Genomic DNA, 17,429 nt, shown 5'->3' on the forward strand with positions numbered 1-17,429 from the left:
CGCTCACCTCCTGGGGAGCAGCAAAGAACGGTGCCATTCGAAGAATGCGGGAAGGACGGCACGAAGAACGCGGAAAGCCGATATTCCACCGCGCACCGTGCCGATCCGGACCAGTTCATGTTCTGGAGCGTCCACGACCACTCGTACGGCCGCAACCGGGCGGGGTCCGGCGGCCACGGCGGTACGGAGGGTGGCGGCGGACTCCATGTCGACGGCGATCGCCCCGCCGGCCCGCAGCGCGGCCCGCTCGGGGCCGCGCACCACGTGGTCGGAGCCGGTCAGCGGCCCGGTGTGGACCGTGCGGCCGGGTACGGCCCGGACGAGCGCCTCGGCCAGGAGCCCGGTCCCGGTGCAGGGCGTGGTCCCGTCGGGGCCACGGGTCTCGTCGGCGACGATCAGGTCGCCGGGGTGCATCCCCGGCGCGAGGCCGGCGCAGAAGCCGGAGGCGATGACGGCCGCGTCCCGCCAGGGCTCCTTCTCCAGGGCCCGGGAGACGGCCCTGCGCGCGTGCGCCGGGCCCATCCGGGTCCGTACCACGGTGACGGGCGCGGGCGCCCCGCCCCGGTCGCCGCTGCGCAGCGCGAGCTGCTCGATGCCGAGCGCGCAGGCGATCAGCAGCGGCGGTACGGCCGCTCCCGCGGCCTGCTCCCGGGCCATCAGCCGCCCTCCAGGCCGTACAGCACGGGCTCCCCGTTCACGTAGCGGCCAAGCGCCGTGAGCGGGAAGACCTGCCGGTAGAGGTGGTAGTTGATGGAGAAGTCCCAGGGGAAGCCGGTGCCGGTGAAGTACGGCTCGTCCCAGGAGCCGTCCTCGCCCTGCGTCTCGACCAGCCAGGCGACGCCCCGCCGGGCCGCGGCGGAGTCCCGTTCGCCGGCCGCGAGCAGCGCGAGCAGCGCCCAGGCGGTCTGCGAGGCGGTCGAGGCTCCGTGGCCGATCCACTGCCGCTCCTTGTACGAGCGCAGGTCCTCGCCCCAGCCGCCGTCCTCGTTCTGTACGGACTCCAGCCAGGCGACGGCCCGCCGGATCGCCGGGTGGGTGCCGGGCAGGCCGGCGGCGGTGAGGGCCGGGACCACCGAGCCGGTGCCGTAGACGTAGTTGACGCCCCAGCGGCCGAACCAGGCGCCGCTGGGCTCCTGTTCGGCGAGCAGCCACTCGATGCCGCGGCGGGTGCGGGGGTGTGCGGTCTTGCCCTCGTAGGCGAGCATCTCGACCATGTGGGCGGTGACGTCGGCCGAGGGGGGATCGATGACCTCGCCGAAGTCGCAGAACGGCAGCCGGTTGGGGAAGGGGCTGGTGTTGTCGGCGTCGAAGGCGCCCCATGCGCCGTTCTTCGACTGCATGCCGGCGCTCCAGCGGGCGCCCCGGACGACGGCCGCGTGGACCCGCGCGGGGTCGGGATGCCTGACCCGGCGCAGGGCGAGGATGACCTCGGCGGTGTCGTCGATGTCGGGGTAGTTGTCGTTGTGGAACTCGAACGCCCAGCCGCCGGGCGGGAGTCCGGGCCGCCGCACCGCCCAGTCGCCCTTGCGGACGATCTCCTCGTCGAGCATCCAGTCCACGGCTTTGACGAGCGCCGGGTGGTCGGGGCGGACGCCGGCGTCGGCGAGGGCGATGGTGGCGAGGCAGGTGTCCCAGACCGGGGACTGGCAGGCCTCGATCATGCGGGCGCCGTCCTCGCGCCACACGGCGAACCGGTCGAGGGACTCGAGGCCGGCCCGCATGACGGGGTGGTCGAGGTCGTAGCCGAGCAGGTGGAGGGCGATCATCGAGTAGACGGCGGGCGGCTGGATGCCGCCCCAGCAGCCGTCGTTCTCCTGCCGCTCGACGATCCAGCGGGCGGCGACGTCCATGGCGATCTTGCGCAGCTGGCGCGGGGCGAGCTTGCGGTAGAGGTGCAGTCCCCTGTCGACGCGCTGGAAGAAGCCGTCCCAACTGGCCACGGGGGCAAGGGGTTTCGCCGGATTGGGGCGGGCCGGGTCGACGTGCAGCTCGTCCAGCGGGAAGGGCGCGGGCCGCACCGGGCGCTTGGCGGAGACGACGGTGAGCGGCACGATCGTCTGCCGGGCCCAGCAGCCGAAGTCGTAGAGGTTGAGCGGGAACCACTTGGGCAGGAAGACCAGCTCGGGCGGCAGCTCGGGCAGGTCGTCCCAGCGCCACCAGCCGAAGAGGGCGAGCCAGATCCGGGTGAAGACGCGGGCGGCGGCGATGCCGCCCCGCTCGCGGATCCAGGCCGCGGCGCGGGCCATGTGCGGGGCGTCGGGCGGATCCCCGGCGAGCCGCAGGGCGACATAGGCCTCGACGGTGGTGGAGAGCTCGCCGGGTCCGCCGTAGAAGGAGGCCCAGGTGCCGTCCTCGCGCTGTTCGCCCCGGATGAAGAGGGCGGCGGCGCGGGTGGTGTCCGGGTCGAGGATGCCGAGGAACCTGCGCAGCAGGAGGTCCTCGGCGTCCATGGTGACGTTGGTCTCCAGGTCGCCCTTCCACCAGCCTTCGGCGTCCTGTCGGCCGAGCAGGTGTGTCACGGAGCGTTCCGCGGCCCGCTTGGCGGCCTCGTCGAGGCCGCCCGCTCCGGGAGCGGGCGCGGTGTCGGTCGTCTCGCTGGCCGCGGCTGCCCGGGGTCCCACGGCCCCGGCGCTTCCGTCGGTCGTCGCTGTCATGGCTTCCCCTTCGTGCAGTAGGTGTACTTCTGCTTCTTCGGGTCTGCCGTCGGCCGGTGCGCGGTGGCACCGGCCGGCGACTGCGAACTCATATCAGAGCGATGGTGATCATCTCTTCCGTACGACGACGAAATCGGCCAGCGCCGTGAGCTGGGCCCGGACGTGGGCCGGCAGGTCCACGTCGTGCAGGGCCTCGATGGCGATGGCGTGCTGGCGGCGGGCCTCCTGGGAGGTCCACTCGCGGCCGCCGGCCTCCTCGATGAGAGCGGCGCGGGTGGCGAACTCCTCCTCCGAGAAGGAGTCGAAGTCGCTGCTCTTGGCGTCGGCGGCGAGCAGTTCGCCGAGCTGCTCGGAGGCGGGGCCGCCGGCGGCGAGGGCGGCGACGACCGGAAGGGACTTCTTGCGCTGGCGCAGGTCGCTCCAGGTCTGCTTGCCAGTGGCCTCCGGGTCTCCCCAGATGCCGAGCAGGTCGTCGACCGCCTGGAAGGCGAGGCCGAGGTGGTAGCCGTACTCCTCCAGCTTGTCGGCGGTGCAGTCGTCGGCGCCGCCGAGGACGGCGCCGATGGAGACGGCGCAGGCGAGCAGCGCGCCGGTCTTGTTGCCCTCCATCTCCAGGCACTCCTCGACGGTGACCCGTTCGCGGTGCTCGTAGGAGATGTCCTGGGCCTGGCCGTCGATGAGCTTGCGGGTGGCGGTGGTCAGGCGGCGGGTGGCGCGGCCGGCCTCGACGGTGCCGAGTTCGAGCAGCAGCTCGTTGGCGAGGGCGAAGAGGGCGTCGCCGACCAGGATGGCCTGGGCGGGGCCGTGCACCTTCCACACGGTGTCGCGGTGGCGGCGCTGCTCGTCGCCGTCCATGAGGTCGTCGTGGAGCAGCGAGAAGTTGTGGACGAGCTCGACGGCGACGGCGCCGGGGATGCCGACCTCGGGGGCGGCGCCCGCGGCTTCGGCGGAGATCAGGGCGAGCGCGGGGCGGACGGCCTTGCCGCTGTCGCCGTCGGTCGGCTTGCCGTGGGCGTCGATCCAGCCGAAGTGGTAGGCGGCCACGGTGTCCATGGGCGGCGCGAGGCGGTCGATCGCCGCCCGCATGACGGGCGTGGACAGGGCGCGGCCCCGTTCCAGCAGTGCGGCGACGTCCGCGGTGTCGACGGCCGGATTTCCCGGGGGCACAGTCGGCACGGTCTCTCCTCTAGTTCCGGTACTCACACTCATGCCGCCTCCTGCAGCGGATGGTCATGGCGGCGGCCGAGGGCGCGGAGTGCGGCGCCCGCGGCGCTGAAGCCGCTGCGGACGGCGCTCTCCATGGTCGCGGGCCAGCCGGTGGCGGTCCACGCGCCGGCCAGGTACAGGCCGGGGGCGTGGGTGCCGGCGCCGGGGCGGAGCCGGCCGACGCCTGGGGTCGGGGCGAAGGTGGCGGTCCGCTCCCGGGTGACGAAGAAGTCCCGGATCCCGGCGCCGCGCGCGGCCGGCAGCAGCCGCTCCAGCTCGGGGAGGTAGCGCTCGCGCAGGACGGCGACGGGTTCGTCGATGTCGTCCTGGGCGGCGGACTGGGAGACGGCGAGGTATTGACCGCCGCCGGTGAGCCCGGAGGACTCGGTGCGGTCGAAGACCCACTGGACCGGGGAGCCGAGCGCGGTGAAGAAGGGCTGCCGCAGCACCTTGCGGTCGTAGACGACGTGCAGGTTGAGGATGGGCGCGGTGCCGATGTCGAGGAGCCGGTCGGGGTCGTCGAGGGCGCCGTCCGGCAGCAGCTCGCGGGTCTCGCGCTGGGGTACGGCGAGGACGACGGCGTCGGCCCGAAGGGTCTCGCCGGGCACCTGGACGCTCCAGCGGCCGTCGTCGCTGCGGGTGATCCGCTCGGCCTTGGTGCGTAGTTCGGTGCGCACGCCGAGGGAGTCGAGGGCCTTGCGGGCGAGGGTGTCGTGGAGCTCGCCGAGCGGGACGTGCGCCCAGCCGATGTCGGCGGCGCCGTTCTCGGAGAGCAGTCCGGTCTTGAAGACCATCGCCGCGAGGCCCATGGAGGCGTGCGGCGCGGTGGCGTTGAGGGTGGCGACGCCGACGAGGTCCCACAGGGCCTCGATGGCGCGGGCGGACTGGCCGTGCCGGCCGAGCCAGGTGGCGAAGTCGATGCCGTCGAGGGCGGGGTCGGCGGGGTCGAGCTTCTTCAGGGCGAGCGCGGCACGGGCGACGCCGGCGCGTTCGGCGAGGGAGAGGTGCGGGTAGGTGGCGAGGCTCTTGGCGAGGTGCAGCGGTACGGGCAGCGCGGTGCGCCGCAGCCGGCCGAGCCGGGGTCCTGCCGGGTGTCCGACGTCGAGCACGGGTACGTCGAGCCGGGGCTGTACGGGCGCGAGGTGGGCGCCATCGACGCGGTCGAGGAACCAGCGGTAGGCGGTGCAGCAGCGCAGGTAGACGTGCTGGCCGTTGTCGACGGTGAGGTCGCCGCGTCTGAAGGAGAAGGCGAGGCCGCCGAGCCGGGGCCGTCCTTCGAGGAGGGTGACGCGCACGCCGGCCTCGGCGAGTTGCAGCGCGCTGGTGACTCCGGCGAGGCCGCCGCCGACGACGACGGCGTGCGGCCGCTCGCCGCCGTGCGGCCGCAGGGCGGCGTGGCCGCCCGTGACGCGGATGTCGTCCGCGGTCATCGCGTCTCCCCTCGGTACGTCGTGCTCAGGGACGCCGGAACGCCGTCGGGGGTTGTCCGGCCCGGGTCCGGGGTGACGGGTACGCCTCCGCGGGTCGTCGCGTGCGGGGCCGCGGCCCGGCGAACGCCTCGTACGCGCCTCACGCGGGCCTCCTGACCGTGCGCCGGGAGATGTGGCGGGCGTCCAGTCCGGAGAGGCCGCGGACGGCGACGTACGCCTTCTCGCGTCCGGGCAGCGAGACGCGGCCGCGCAGCACGGCCTGGGGGTCGCGTTCGATCCGGTCGAGGAGGCGGCGGTAGATGCCGGCCATGGCGGCGACGCAGGCACCGCTGCGGCGGTCCAGCATGGGCAGCAGCCGGTAGCCCTCGGCGAACAGGGCGCGGGCGCGGCGGACTTCGAAGTGGACCAGGCCGGTGAAGTCGGCTCCGGCGGGCGGGGTGTCGCTCACGAAGCCGTCGGAGCAGCCGAACTTGGCCAGGTCGTCGGCGGGCAGGTAGGTGCGCCCGTTGGCGGCGTCCTCGCGTACGTCCCGCAGGATGTTGGTGAGCTGGAGGGCGAGGCCGAGGGTGTCGGCGTACTCGGCGGCGCGGTCGGCGCCCGGGGCGCCGGGCTGGGTGCCGAAGACGCCGAGCGAGAGCCGTCCGATGGCGCCGGCCACGCAGCGGCAGTAGACCTTGAGGTCGTCCCAGGTCTCGTAGGTCTCGCCGCGCACGTCCATGAGGACGCCGTCGATGAGCTCGTCGAGCCCGCCGAGCGGGATCGGGAAGCGGCGGGCGGCGTCGGCGAGGGCGACGGCGACCGGGTCGGTGTCGTCCTCCTCGACGTGTCCGTCGCGGATCCGGCCGAGGAGCGCGCGGGTCGCGTCCAGGCGGTCCTGCTTGGCCCCGGGCGCGAGCGGCCCGTCGCCGATGTCGTCGACCCGGCGCGAGAACGCGTAGAGCGCCGACATGGCCTGGCGCTTCTCGGTCGGCAGGAGCCGGATCCCGTAGGCGAAGTTGCGGGCCTGCTGTCCGGTCACGGCCTCGCAGTAGCTGTACGCGGCCTGGACCGGCGCGGACGGCTGCGGCTGTCCCTCCACTGTCCTGCTCACCCCTCTCTCCGCGCCGCGAGCAGGACGCCGCCCGCCCGGCGCATCAGACTCGGTTTGGCGGCCTTGGGAGGTCCGGACAGGACGTCGAACCCGGCGGCCGCGATCGCGTCGAGCGCCGCGTACCCCCCGGCGGTGAAGCCGGCGAGCAGCAGGCGCAGTCTGCCGCGGACGCTACCGACCAGGGGGGCGCCCGCGTCGAGCAGGGAGCGGGCGCGGTCGGCCTCGAAGGCGATCAGGGCGCGCACCGAGGCGCCGGCGGTGGGCCGGGCGAGCTCGTCCTCGGTGACGTGGAAACGTTTCATGTCCTCTGCGGGCAGGTAGATCCGGTCCCGGCCCAGGTCCTCGGCGACGTCCTGGAGGTGCTCGACGATCTGCAGCGCGGTGCAGATCTCGTCGGAGCGGCGGATGCGCTCGGGGGTCGCGGTGCCGGTGAGGGCGAGGACGAGCCGGCCGACGGGGTTGGCGGAGAGCTCGCAGTACGCGGCGAGGTCGTCGTAGGTCTCGTAGCGGCCGACCAGCTGGTCCTGGCGGTTGGCGGCGATCAGGCCGAGGAACGGCTCCGGGGTGAGGCCGCAGCGTGCGACGGTGGGGCCGAGGGCCCGCAGCAGCGGGTGGCCGGGGGCGCCGTCCGCGGGGTCGAAGACGCGTCGCAGGTCGGCCTCGAAGGCGTCGAGGAGGAGGAGCCGGTCGTCGGCATGCTCGGGGGGAACGCCCAGGTGGCGGGCGTCGGCGCCGCCGGGGGCGAGGTCGCCGTCGCCGATGTCGTCGACGAGGCGGGCGAAGCCGTAGACGGCCATGAGGTCGTCGCGCCACGCGCGCGGCAGGAAGAAGGGCGCCACGGGGAAGTTCTCGTCCGCGGCCTTGCCGAGAGTGGTGCGCGCTGTGGCGTCGGGGCGCACCTGCCGGGTTCCCGTCACCGGCCGCTGCCCGACGCGGGGACGGCGACACCCTCGTGGAGTTGGAGATTCTGCGTCATGGCCGTCACATCTCCCGTTCTACACTGCGGATCGAATCCATCCTATTTCGGACACGCCGCCGAGCCCTGCCCGTGGCTCACCGCCCGGTGGCCCGGACGCCGAGGGGTATCGCCCCACTTGCCGCGAAACAGACCGGTACAGCTTACGTTGAACGGGGCCGGGTGCCGCGCCGGGGGGCCGGGCGCTTCGCGGACAACGTCCGGGGCCGCGTCAACCTTCCCGTACGGACGGGTAGTTCACCTTTTCTTGACTTTCAGTCGGCGCGGGTGCCGGAGACCACCATGGCGAGGGTGGACTCGACGACGTCGGCACGGCGTTGGGCCGGCAGCCGGCACAGGGGGCCGTCGAGCAGCAGAAGTGACAGTCCGTGTACGGCCGACCACGCGGCGGCCTCGGCGGCGGGGCGGGCGGGGCGCGGCGGGCGGGCGGTCGCCGCGAGGGCGGCGAGGGCGTCGGTGAGCAGCGTGAAGGCGCGCACCTCGGCGCCGGAGGCGTCGGCGTCGTGGTCGCTGTGGCCGGAGGCGGTACGGGGGGTGCTGAAGGCCGACCGGTAGAGGCCGGGGTGGTCGACGGCGAAGGCTACGTAGCCGCGGCAGAGGGCGGCGAGCCGGGCCTCGGCGGCGAGGGCGGGGTCGTCGGCGCCGGGGGCGCGGACGGCGGCCCGTTCCATGGAGTCGGCGAGCACCCGGCGGGCGTGTTCCCGGACGGCCGCGAGGAGCTCTCCGCGGCCGTCGAAGTGCCGGTAGGCGGCGGTGGGCGAGACGCCGACCCGGCGGGCCGCCTCGCGCAGCACGACCCGTTCGGGGCCGCCTTCGGTGGCGAGGTCGACGGCTGCGCCGATGAGGGCGTTGCGCAGATCGCCGTGGTGGTAGTTCTTTCCTCCGGAGATCGCTGCCATGCGCTCATCCTGCCCGATGTTGACCGCATGAACATTCCGGGTGGGTTCGCGACGCGCAAAAAGCGACAGCCGCCTCCACCGGTATGACCGGCGAAGACGGCTGTGAGCCGTGGCGGCGGGGTGCTCCCGGCTACTTGCCGGTCTCGCGCTCGTAGGCGGCGATGACCTCGTCGGTCGGGCCGTCCATGAGCAGCTCGCCCTTCTCCAGCCAGAGCACACGGTCACAGGTGTCCCTGATCGACTTGTTGCTGTGGCTCACCAGGAAGACCGTGCCGGCCTCCTTGCGCAGCTCACGGATGCGCGCCTCGGAACGGATCTGGAACTTGCGGTCGCCGGTGGCGAGGGCCTCGTCGATCATGAGGACGTCGTGCTGCTTGGCGGCCGCGATCGCGAAGCGGAGACGGGCGCCCATGCCGGACGAGTAGGTCCGCATCGGCAGCGAGATGAAGTCGCCCTTCTCGTTGATCCCGGAGAAGTCGACGATGTCCTGATATCGACTCTTGACCTCCTCGCGGCTCATGCCCATCGCGAGCCCGCCGAGGATCACGTTGCGCTCCCCGGTCAGGTCGCTCATCAGCGCCGCGTTGACGCCGAGGAGCGAGGGCTGGCCGTCGGTGTAGACCTTGCCGCTCTCGGTGGGGAGCAGTCCGGCGATGGCGCGCAGCAGGGTCGACTTGCCCGAGCCGTTGGTGCCGATGAGGCCGATGGCCTCGCCGCGGTAGGCGGTGAAGGAGACGCCCCGCACCGCGTGCACCTTGCGCACGCCCCGCTCGGCGACGCCCTTGCGCTTGCGGATGATCCGGCTCAGCGCCGCGGTGGCGCTGCCCCGGCCGCCGCCGGCGCCGTTGACCCGGTAGACGATGTGGACGTCGTCCGCGATGACGGTGGGCACCCGGCCCTCGGTGTCGTGGTCAGCCACGGCCGTACCTCTCCTCCGCCTTCCAGAAGTACACGAAGCCTCCCACACCGATGACGACGGACCAGGCCACGGTGACGAACCAGACGTGCGGCGGAAGGTTGGCGCCGCCGTAGCCGTCGATCAGCGCGAACCGGACCAGGTCCATGTGGAGGGCGGCCGGGTTGTACTGGAGCAGGTCGGCGATCCAGGCCGGCTTGTCCTGGAGCATGATCGGGATGGAGAACATGACGCCCGACGCGTACATCCAGGTGCGCATGATGAACGGCATCAGCTGCGCGAGGTCGGGGGTCTTGGCGCCCATCCGCGCCACGATCATGGCGAGGCCGGCGTTGAAGACGAACTGGAGCACGAGCGCGGGCACGAGCAGCAGCCAGCTGAGCGACGGGTAGCTGCCGAAGGCGACCGCGATGACGACGAGCACGACCATCGAGAACAGCAGCTGCTGGAGCTGCTGGAGGCAGAAGGAGATCGGCAGCGAGGCCCGCGGGAAGTGCAGCGCGCGCACCAGGCCGAGGTTGCCGGAGATCGCCCGTACGCCGGCCATGACCGAGCTCTGGGTGAAGGTGAACACGAACACGCCCGTCACGAGGAACGGGATGTACACGGACCGCGACATGCCCCGGTCCGCTTCGAGGATCAGGCCGAAGATCAGGAAGTAGACCATGGCGTTGAGCAGGGGGGTGACCACCTGCCAGACCTGGCCGAGCTTCGCCTGGCTGTACTGGGCGGTGAGCTTCGCCTGGGAGAAGGCCAGGATGAAGTGGCGGCGTCCCCACAGCTGGCGGACGTACTCCGCGAGACCCGGCCGGGCGCCGCTGACCGAGAGGCCGTACCTGGCGGCCAGCTCGGCCGGACTCAGGCCGTCGTCGGCGGATGGCCGGGCGCTCGTCACGACCCCACCGTCCTGGGATGTGTCACTCACAAGTCGAAACTTTCGTGTTCAAGATGCGCGGCAGGTCGGGTACCACGATGTCAGACGACGGGCGGGCGTCCCAGTCGGGTCAGCCGCCACACCGTACGCCACCTCATGGGATGCCGAGGTCCGCAGGAGGCCGTCCAGCCCTCCCGGAAACCGCCGAACCAGGCCTTGAGAGCGGGTACGGAGGGTCGCCGTGCCAGGGTGAGCAGCAGCCACACGCCGAGATACACCGGCACCAGGGGCGCGGGCAGATTGCGACGTGCCAGCCACACTCGGTTGCGGGCCACGTTGAAGTGGTACGTCGCATGCCGGGACGGCGGGGTGGTGGGGTGCAGCAGCACCATGTCGGAACGGTAGTCGATCATCCAGTCGGCGTCGAGGGCCCGCCAGGCGAGATCCGTCTCCTCGTGCGCGTAGAAGAAATCGTCCGGCAGGCCGCCGACCTCGGCGAACACCTTGGTGCGCACGGCGTTGGCGCCGCCGAGGAAGGTGGTCACCCGCGAGGAGCGCATCGGGTCCGCGGCCCGCAGCCGCGGCACGTGCCGGCGCTGGGTGAGACCGGTCTCCGGGTCGGCGATCCGGAAGCTGATGATGCCGAGCTTCGGGTCGGCGGTGAAGGCCTGGCGGACCAGCTCCGCGGTGTCGGTGTTGGCGAGCAGGCCGTCGTCGTCGAGGAACAGCAGGGCGTCGACGTCGGCGCCGCCGGGGCCGAAGGCCTCGATGCCGACGTTGCGGCCGCCGGGGATGCCGATGTTCTCGGGCAGGGTCACCGTGCGGACGCCCTCGGGTACGTCGGTGATCTCGACGCCCTGGCCGACGACGACGACCTCGACCGGGGCGCCGTCCTGTTTGGCGACCGAGTCCAGCAGGGCGCGCAGGTCGTCCGGACGGTTGCCCATCGTGATGACGACGGCGCCCAGCTTCATCGGTTCGGTCATGGTCGCGGCCCTCACTTCAGCCTGCTCGAGACCATGATCGACACCAGGTGGAGCACGGTCTGCAGCAGGGCGATGCCGGCCAGGACCGCCACGCCGAGCCGCGTGAAGAACAGGTCGCCCCGGATCTGGTCCACGACCGCGAGGGCCAGGATGAGCAGGGAGGCCTCGATGCCGAGGACCAGCCGGTGGAACTTCAGCGCGGCGGCCGCCTTGCGGGCCAGCGCCATGCCGGAGGAGCGCGGCTCGGACGCCGACTCCTTGACCGGCGGCAGACCGCCCTGGTGCCGGGCGACGCCGACGAGGTCGGTCTCGGCCTTGATCAGGATGGCGCCGAGCGCGGCGAGGGTGCCGAGGAAGGCCCACAGCCAGTCGATCCGGCCGGATCCCCACAGGTCGGCGGCGCGCAGGCCGAAACCGACGAGGACGGCCGCGTCGCACAGGTAGGCACCGACCCGGTCGAGGTACACGCCGCCCAGCGAGAACTGCTGCTTCCAGCGGGCCACCTCGCCGTCGACGCAGTCGAGCAGCAGGTAGAGCTGGACCATGAGCACGCCGAGCAGCGCACCCCAGATCCCCGGGATCAGCAGGGCCGGGGCGGCGAGGACGCCCGCGAGGGTCATCAGGTACGTGAGCTGGTTCGGCGTGACCCGGGTCCGCACGAGGTGCCGGGTGATCCGCAGCGAGATCTCCCGCATGTACAGGCGGCCGGCCCAGTGTTCGCCGCTCCGGCGGTCCTTCACTCCCGCGGGGTGAACGACCGGGCGGAGCTCAGCTACCGATGGCTTTTGCATAGTCGGCGTATGCGTCCCTGATCTCGTCGGCGGACAGGTCGAGGTGCTCGAGGATGGTGAAACGGCCCGGGCGGGTCTGCGGAGCGAACTCCACGGCCCGGACGAACTCGTCCACGCTGAAGCCCATCTCCTCCGGGAGGACGGGCAGACCGTGCCGGCGCAGCGTCGTGACCATCTGCGCGGACTCCTCGCGGGCCCCGCGCAGGTGCATGGCGAAGGCGGCACCGATACCGCACTGCTCGCCGTGGCTCGCGGCGCGCGTCGGGTAGAGCAGGTCGAAGGCGTGGCTGATCTCGTGGCAGGCACCCGAGGAGGGGCGGCTGTCCCCGCTGATCGACATGGCGATGCCGGACATCACCAGGCCCTCGGAGAGCGTGACGAGGAAGTCGTCGTCGCCGACGCCGCCGGGGTGGCGGAGCACCGCCTCGCCGGCGCTGCGGGCCATGGCGGCGGCCAGGCCGTCGACCTTCTCGCCGGTCTCGCGGTGGGAGAGCTCCCAGTCGGCGATGGCCGAGAGGTTGGAGATCGCGTCGCCGATGCCGGAGCGGACGAAGCGCACCGGGGCGTCGCGGATCACGTCCAGGTCGATGACGAGGGCGATCGGGGTCGGCACGCCGTAGGAGCCCCGGCCGTTGTCGTTGTCCAGGGTGGAGATCGGCGAGCAGATGCCGTCGTGCGACAGGTTGGTGGCGATCGCGACGAGCGGCAGGCCGACCCGGGCAGCCGCGTACTTGGTGACGTCGATGATCTTGCCGCCGCCGAGGGCCACGACCGCGTCGTACCGCTTGCCGCGCATCGCGTCGGCGAGCTTCACGGCCTCGTCGATGGTGCCGCCCGAGACCGGGTACCAGTCGGCGTCCGGGAGCTCGGGGGCGAAGCGGTCACGCAGCTTCAGGCCGGAGCCGCCGCTCATGGCGACGGCGATCCGGCCGTTGCTGGAGATCCGCTGGTCCGCGAGGAGCGCGGACAGGTCGTCCAGCGCTCCTCCGCGAATGTCGACGACGACCGGCGACGGAATGAGCCGGGTCAGTACTGGCACGCGATGTCACGGCCCTTCGCCAGGTCGTCGTGGTTGTCGATCTCCACCCACTTCACGTCGCCGATGGGCTCCACGTCGACGGTGAAGCCGCGGTTCGCGAGCTCCTGGTAGCCGTCCTCGTAGTAGAGGTCGGGGTCGCGCTCGAAGGTGGTCCTCAGGGCGTCGGCGAGCTCCTCGGCGGCCTCGGCCTCGATGAGGGTGACGCCGATGTACTCGCCGGTCGCGTCGGCCGGGTCCATCAGCTTGGTGATCTTCTGGACGCCCTTGCCCTCGGCGGTGACGACCTTCATCTCCTCGTCGGCGAGGTTCTTCACCGTGTCGAGGGCGAGGATGATCTTCCGGCCGTTGCCGCGGGCGGCGAGCAGGGTCTTCTCGACGGAGACGGGGTGGACGGTGTCGCCGTTGGCGAGGATCACTCCGCGCTTGATGACCTCACGGGCGCACCACAGGGAGTAGGCGTTGTTCCACTCCTCGGCCTTGTCGTTGTCGATGAGGGTGAGCTTCAGGCCGTACTTGGCCTCCAGCTCCTCCTTGCGCGCGTACACGGCCTCCTTGCGGTAGCCGACGACGATCGCGGCCTCGGTGAGGCCGACCTCGGCGAAGTTCTTCAGCGTGAGGTCGAGGACGGTGAGCGAACCGTCCCCCGCGGGGTCCACGGGCACGAGGGCCTTCGGAAGGGTGTCGGTGTAGGGGCGCAGACGCCGTCCGGCACCGGCTGCCAGTACGAGGCCAATCATGCTGTCTCTCCTTCGTCATGTACGGCGGGTGCTCCGGAGGAGACCCAGAAGCGGATGGACTCCACGAGGACCACGAGGGCGACGGCGACCGCCAGAGCGGTGAGCGCCGAGGTGAAGTCGTTGCCGCGGTTCGCCAGCAGAGCGGCGAGTACGACCACCACGAGGGTGCGTCCCTCGTGGCCGCCGATGGTGCGCACCAGCCAGGCGGGCGGGGCGCCGGTGCCGCCGCGGATGCGGTACACCGTGTCGTAGTGATGGTAGGCGACCGCCGCGACCAGCCCGAATGCGGCGGGCAGCGCCTGGGCGGAGCCGGCCTTGGCGGCGAGGATCAGGATCGTGCCGTACTCGGCGGCCCGGAAGACCGGCGGGACGAGCCAGTCGAGGGCGCCCTTGAGGGGGCGGGAGGCGGCCACGCCCGCGGTCATCGCGTAGATCACGGCGACGGCGATCAGCCGTGCGTCGCCGAACGGCAGGTACAGCGCGCCGGCGATCATCAGCGCGGCGCCCAGGGCGGCGGCGTACACCGGGCCGACGACGCCGGCGCGGCCGTGCAGCAGCCGGGCCTGGAGTCCGGCGGCCGGCCCGCTGTCGGCGAGGTCGGCCAGCGCCTGCGCGGCCCGGTCCGTGCGCTCGGCCTTGCGGGTCAGCGAGCGCAGCACGCGGCCCGCGGTGGTGTAGCAGGCGCCGAAGGCGCAGCCGATGATCAGCGCCCAGAAGACGATCCGGGGGCTGGTGGTGGCGGTGAGGACGGCGATCATCGCCCAGCGCTCGCCGATCGGCAGGATGATCATGCGGCGGACCCAGACGGTCCAGCCGACGCTGTCGAGCCGGCTGGAGAGGGCCGCGGTGGGGCTGGTGTTGGCCGTGGCGTCGTGGTTGGCCTCGTTGAAGGAGAAGTCCACGACGTGCCGGCAGGTCATGAGCACCATCGAGCCGAGTGCGAGGGCCCACACGTCGTCGCCGTCACGGGCGGCGCCGAGGGCGAGACCGGCGTAGAAGGCGTACTCCTTGGCGCGGTCGAAGGTGGCGTCGAGCCAGGCGCCCATCGTCGAGTACTGCAGGGAGTAGCGGGCGAGCTGCCCGTCGGTGCAGTCGAGGACGAAGGAGACCAGGAGCAGCACGCCGGCCGCGATGTAGCCGCCGCGCTCGCCGGTGGCGGCGCAGCCGGCCGCGAGCAGCGCGGTGAGCAGCGAGGCGGTGGTGACCTGGTTGGGGGTCAGGCCGCGGCGCGCGCACCAGCGGGCGATGTAGCGCGAGTACGGGCTGATGAAGAAGGTGGTGAAGAACCCGTCGTGGGCCTTGACCGCGGAGCGCAGCCGTACGGCCTCGTCGTCGACGGCCGCGACGGCGGCGCGCGCCTCGTGGCGGGCCTCGGCGTCGGCGGGGACGGCGGCGACGAGCGAGCCGAGCGGGGGCCGGTGGACGGCGACGCCGTCGGCGTCGAGCGCCTCGGCGAGGGTGTCGGGGAGGTTGACCACGACGGCGTGCGTACCGCCGGCGGCCACGGTCGTCCCGGGGGCCGCTGCGAGCGCGCGGGCCAGGGCCGGGCGGGCCTCGGGCTGCGCGGTGAGGGCTCCGGGGGCCGAGGCGGCCGGGAAGCGGGGGTCGGTGAGTGCCAGCCGCAGGGCGTGGAGGTGGCCGACGAAGCGCGGGTCGACGACGGCGACGCGCTGTCCGGCGGGTACGGCGGCGAGCAGGGCGCCGGTGTCGTGGGGGCCCGAGGCGACCTCGACGTCGAAGCCGAGGGACCGCAGATCGGCGTCGAGCGACGATCCGGGTACCGGCGGACCGGTGAGGATGGCGGTCGACAGGACGAACTCACTCCTTGGAGCTGACGGGCGGGCCGGCGGGGCCAGGGGCACGGCCCCGGGCGCGTTCATGCGGCCCGGCACCGGGCGGCGGCACGTCGGCTGAGGCTATCGGATGAACGGAAGCGTGAGTTCACCGAGGTTTCGCGGGCAGGACTCCCCCGGGCCCACTCGCGTCCGCGCGCGTGCGCCGTGTCCTTGTGGAGATCATCATGGGTGATCGGCGGCCCGCCTCACAAACCGCGTGCGGGGCGAGGGCGCACGGCGCCGCGCGCAGCGTTGCGGGAAGGGATTCGGACATGATCGGCACGAGGTTCGCACCACCTTCGACGCGAACCACATAACCGCAGGTCAGAGCATATGACAACGGTGTTCAGTACCGTGTTGCACATACCCCCCACCCGTAGTTCACTTGCGAATCGGGGACCACCACCGAGCACACTGTCGACACGACCGGGAGGCCTTGTCATGGGGGCTGGACACGACCACGGGCACAGCCACGGCGGCCCGCCGCCGACCGGCACCGCGGGCGCCGCCTACCGGAGCCGGCTGCGGATCGCGCTCGGCATCACGCTTTCCGTGATGGTGATCGAGATCATCGGCGGCATCGTCTCCGACTCGCTCGCGCTGATCGCCGACGCGGCGCACATGGCGACGGACGCCGTCGGCCTCGCCATGGCCCTGCTGGCGATCCACTTCGCCAACCGGCCCCCCTCGGGCAACCGCACCTTCGGCTACGCACGGGCCGAGATCCTTGCCGCGCTCGCCAACTGCCTGCTGCTGCTCGGTGTGGGCGGCTACGTCCTGTACGAGGCGATCCAGCGCTTCCTCGAGCCGGCCGAGACCCGCGGCGGGCTCGCCATCGCCTTCGCCGTGATCGGCCTGGTCGCCAACATCGTCTCCCTGTCCCTGCTGATGCGCGGCCAGAAGGAGAGCCTGAACGTGCGCGGCGCCTACCTGGAGGTGCTCGCCGACGCGCTGGGTTCGGTGACGGTGATCGTCGCGGCCGGCATCATCCTGGCCACCGGCTGGCAGTACGCGGACCCGATCGCCTCGATCGTGATCGGCCTGATGATCGTCCCGCGTACGGTGAAGCTGCTCCGGGAGACCCTGGACGTGCTCCTGGAGGCGGCTCCCAAGGGCGTGGACATGCTGGAGGTACGGGCGCACATCCTGGCCCTGCCGGGCGTCCAGGACGTCCACGACCTGCACGCCTGGACGATCACCTCGGGCATGCCGGTGCTCTCCGCCCATGTGGTGGTGACCCAGGAGGTCCTGGACGAGGTCGGGCACGAGAAGCTGCTGCACGACCTGCAGGGCTGCCTCGGCTCCCACTTCGACGTCGAACACTGCACCTTCCAGCTGGAGCCGGTCGGCCACGCCGAGCACGAGGCCAAGCTCTGCCTCTGAGCGACGTGTCCGTCCTTTCTCACCCAAGGGATTCCCACGGTGTCCGATATCCACGACAACCCTGACAAGCCCGATACCCCCGACCGCCTCTGGCGGACCCGAGAGGAGACCCCGGCCGACATTCCCGCCGTACGGGACGTCAACGCGGCGGCCTTCCCGACACCCGAGGAGGCCGGTCTCGTCGACGCCCTGCGCGAGGACCCGGCCGCCTGGCTGCCCGGCCTCTCGTACGTCGCCGAGGCGCCGGACGGCACGGTCGCCGGGTACGCCCTGATCACCCGCTGCCACGTGGACGGCGTTCCGGCGGCGGCCCTGGCACCGGTCGCGGTGGCCCCGGCCTACCAGCGCAAGGGCGCCGGACAGGCCGTCGTGCGCGCCGTGCTCGACGCGGCGCGGCTGCGCGGGGAGCGGCTCGTCCTCGTGCTCGGCCATCCGGAGTACTACCCGAGGTTCGGATTCGTACGGGCGTCCGCGTACGGGATCAAGCCGACCTTCGAGGTTCCGGACGAGGCCATGATGGCGCTCGACCTGGACGGTTCCGGGGCCGTTCCCCCGGGCACGATCTCGTATCCGGCGGCCTTCGGCGTCTGAGGCACGGGCCGCTCCCACCGCA

The 17,429-nt window shown here is 72.4% G+C and carries 16 protein-coding genes; 2 read left to right on the top strand and 14 right to left on the bottom strand.

Going from position 1 to position 17,429, the window contains the following annotated elements:
- Nucleotides 1–3: 3 nt before the first annotated feature.
- The 14 genes from ACIGEZ_RS24885 to ACIGEZ_RS24950 form a co-directional block, all read right to left on the bottom strand.
- Nucleotides 4–657 (bottom strand): 1-hydroxy-2-methyl-2-butenyl 4-diphosphate reductase, encoded by a 654-nt coding sequence (locus ACIGEZ_RS24885; RefSeq protein ID WP_399834627.1) that lies wholly within the window; start codon nt 655–657, stop codon nt 4–6.
- Nucleotides 657–2,654, bottom strand: a complete 1,998-nt coding sequence (gene shc, locus ACIGEZ_RS24890) for a squalene--hopene cyclase (RefSeq protein WP_399834629.1) — start codon at nt 2,652–2,654, stop codon at nt 657–659. Before shc ends, ACIGEZ_RS24885 begins: the two co-directional genes overlap by 1 nt.
- A 108-nt stretch (nt 2,655–2,762) precedes the next feature.
- Complete coding sequence (locus ACIGEZ_RS24895) at nt 2,763–3,863, bottom strand: polyprenyl synthetase family protein (protein WP_399834631.1); 1,101 nt, start codon at nt 3,861–3,863, stop codon at nt 2,763–2,765.
- Nucleotides 3,860–5,290 (bottom strand): hydroxysqualene dehydroxylase HpnE, encoded by a 1,431-nt coding sequence (gene hpnE, locus ACIGEZ_RS24900; protein WP_399834633.1) that lies wholly within the window; start codon nt 5,288–5,290, stop codon nt 3,860–3,862. The genes ACIGEZ_RS24895 and hpnE overlap by 4 nt, the downstream gene beginning before the upstream one ends.
- A gap of 139 nt (nt 5,291–5,429) precedes the next feature.
- Nucleotides 5,430–6,380 (bottom strand): presqualene diphosphate synthase HpnD, encoded by a 951-nt coding sequence (gene hpnD / locus ACIGEZ_RS24905; protein ID WP_399834635.1) that lies wholly within the window; start codon nt 6,378–6,380, stop codon nt 5,430–5,432.
- A complete protein-coding gene (gene hpnC / locus ACIGEZ_RS24910; RefSeq protein WP_399834637.1) occupies nt 6,377–7,297 on the bottom strand; it encodes a squalene synthase HpnC in 921 nt (306 codons plus the stop codon). Before hpnC ends, hpnD begins: the two co-directional genes overlap by 4 nt.
- Before the next feature lie 313 nt (nt 7,298–7,610).
- Nucleotides 7,611–8,255 (bottom strand): TetR/AcrR family transcriptional regulator, encoded by a 645-nt coding sequence (locus ACIGEZ_RS24915; protein WP_399834639.1) that lies wholly within the window; start codon nt 8,253–8,255, stop codon nt 7,611–7,613.
- Between the two features lie 130 nt (nt 8,256–8,385).
- Complete coding sequence (locus tag ACIGEZ_RS24920) at nt 8,386–9,174, bottom strand: ABC transporter ATP-binding protein (RefSeq protein WP_399834641.1); 789 nt, start codon at nt 9,172–9,174, stop codon at nt 8,386–8,388.
- Complete coding sequence (locus tag ACIGEZ_RS24925) at nt 9,167–10,096, bottom strand: ABC transporter permease (RefSeq protein ID WP_399834643.1); 930 nt, start codon at nt 10,094–10,096, stop codon at nt 9,167–9,169. Before ACIGEZ_RS24925 ends, ACIGEZ_RS24920 begins: the two co-directional genes overlap by 8 nt.
- A 50-nt stretch (nt 10,097–10,146) precedes the next feature.
- Nucleotides 10,147–11,031, bottom strand: a complete 885-nt coding sequence (locus tag ACIGEZ_RS24930) for a glycosyltransferase family 2 protein (RefSeq protein ID WP_399834645.1) — start codon at nt 11,029–11,031, stop codon at nt 10,147–10,149.
- Between the two features lie 11 nt (nt 11,032–11,042).
- Nucleotides 11,043–11,822, bottom strand: coding sequence for a CDP-alcohol phosphatidyltransferase family protein (locus ACIGEZ_RS24935; RefSeq protein ID WP_399834647.1), 780 nt, complete (start codon nt 11,820–11,822; stop codon nt 11,043–11,045).
- Nucleotides 11,800–12,861 (bottom strand): iron-containing alcohol dehydrogenase family protein, encoded by a 1,062-nt coding sequence (locus ACIGEZ_RS24940; RefSeq protein ID WP_399834649.1) that lies wholly within the window; start codon nt 12,859–12,861, stop codon nt 11,800–11,802. Before ACIGEZ_RS24940 ends, ACIGEZ_RS24935 begins: the two co-directional genes overlap by 23 nt.
- Nucleotides 12,849–13,598, bottom strand: a complete 750-nt coding sequence (locus ACIGEZ_RS24945; protein WP_399834651.1) for a sugar phosphate nucleotidyltransferase — start codon at nt 13,596–13,598, stop codon at nt 12,849–12,851. The genes ACIGEZ_RS24940 and ACIGEZ_RS24945 overlap by 13 nt, the downstream gene beginning before the upstream one ends.
- A complete protein-coding gene (locus ACIGEZ_RS24950) occupies nt 13,595–15,409 on the bottom strand; it encodes a DUF5941 domain-containing protein (protein ID WP_399834693.1) in 1,815 nt (604 codons plus the stop codon). Before ACIGEZ_RS24950 ends, ACIGEZ_RS24945 begins: the two co-directional genes overlap by 4 nt.
- A gap of 465 nt (nt 15,410–15,874) precedes the next feature.
- Here ACIGEZ_RS24950 and ACIGEZ_RS24955 point away from each other — a divergent pair, with 465 nt between their 5' ends.
- A complete protein-coding gene (locus ACIGEZ_RS24955) occupies nt 15,875–16,816 on the top strand; it encodes a cation diffusion facilitator family transporter (RefSeq protein ID WP_399834653.1) in 942 nt (313 codons plus the stop codon).
- 48 nt (nt 16,817–16,864) lie between these two features.
- Entirely contained in the window at nt 16,865–17,407 is a 543-nt protein-coding gene (locus ACIGEZ_RS24960) for a GNAT family N-acetyltransferase (protein ID WP_399834695.1), read from the top strand.
- Nucleotides 17,408–17,429: the final 22 nt, after the last annotated feature.

The sequence above is a fragment of the Streptomyces sp. NPDC085481 genome (assembly GCF_044541845.1).
Lineage (GTDB): Bacteria > Actinomycetota > Actinomycetes > Streptomycetales > Streptomycetaceae > Streptomyces.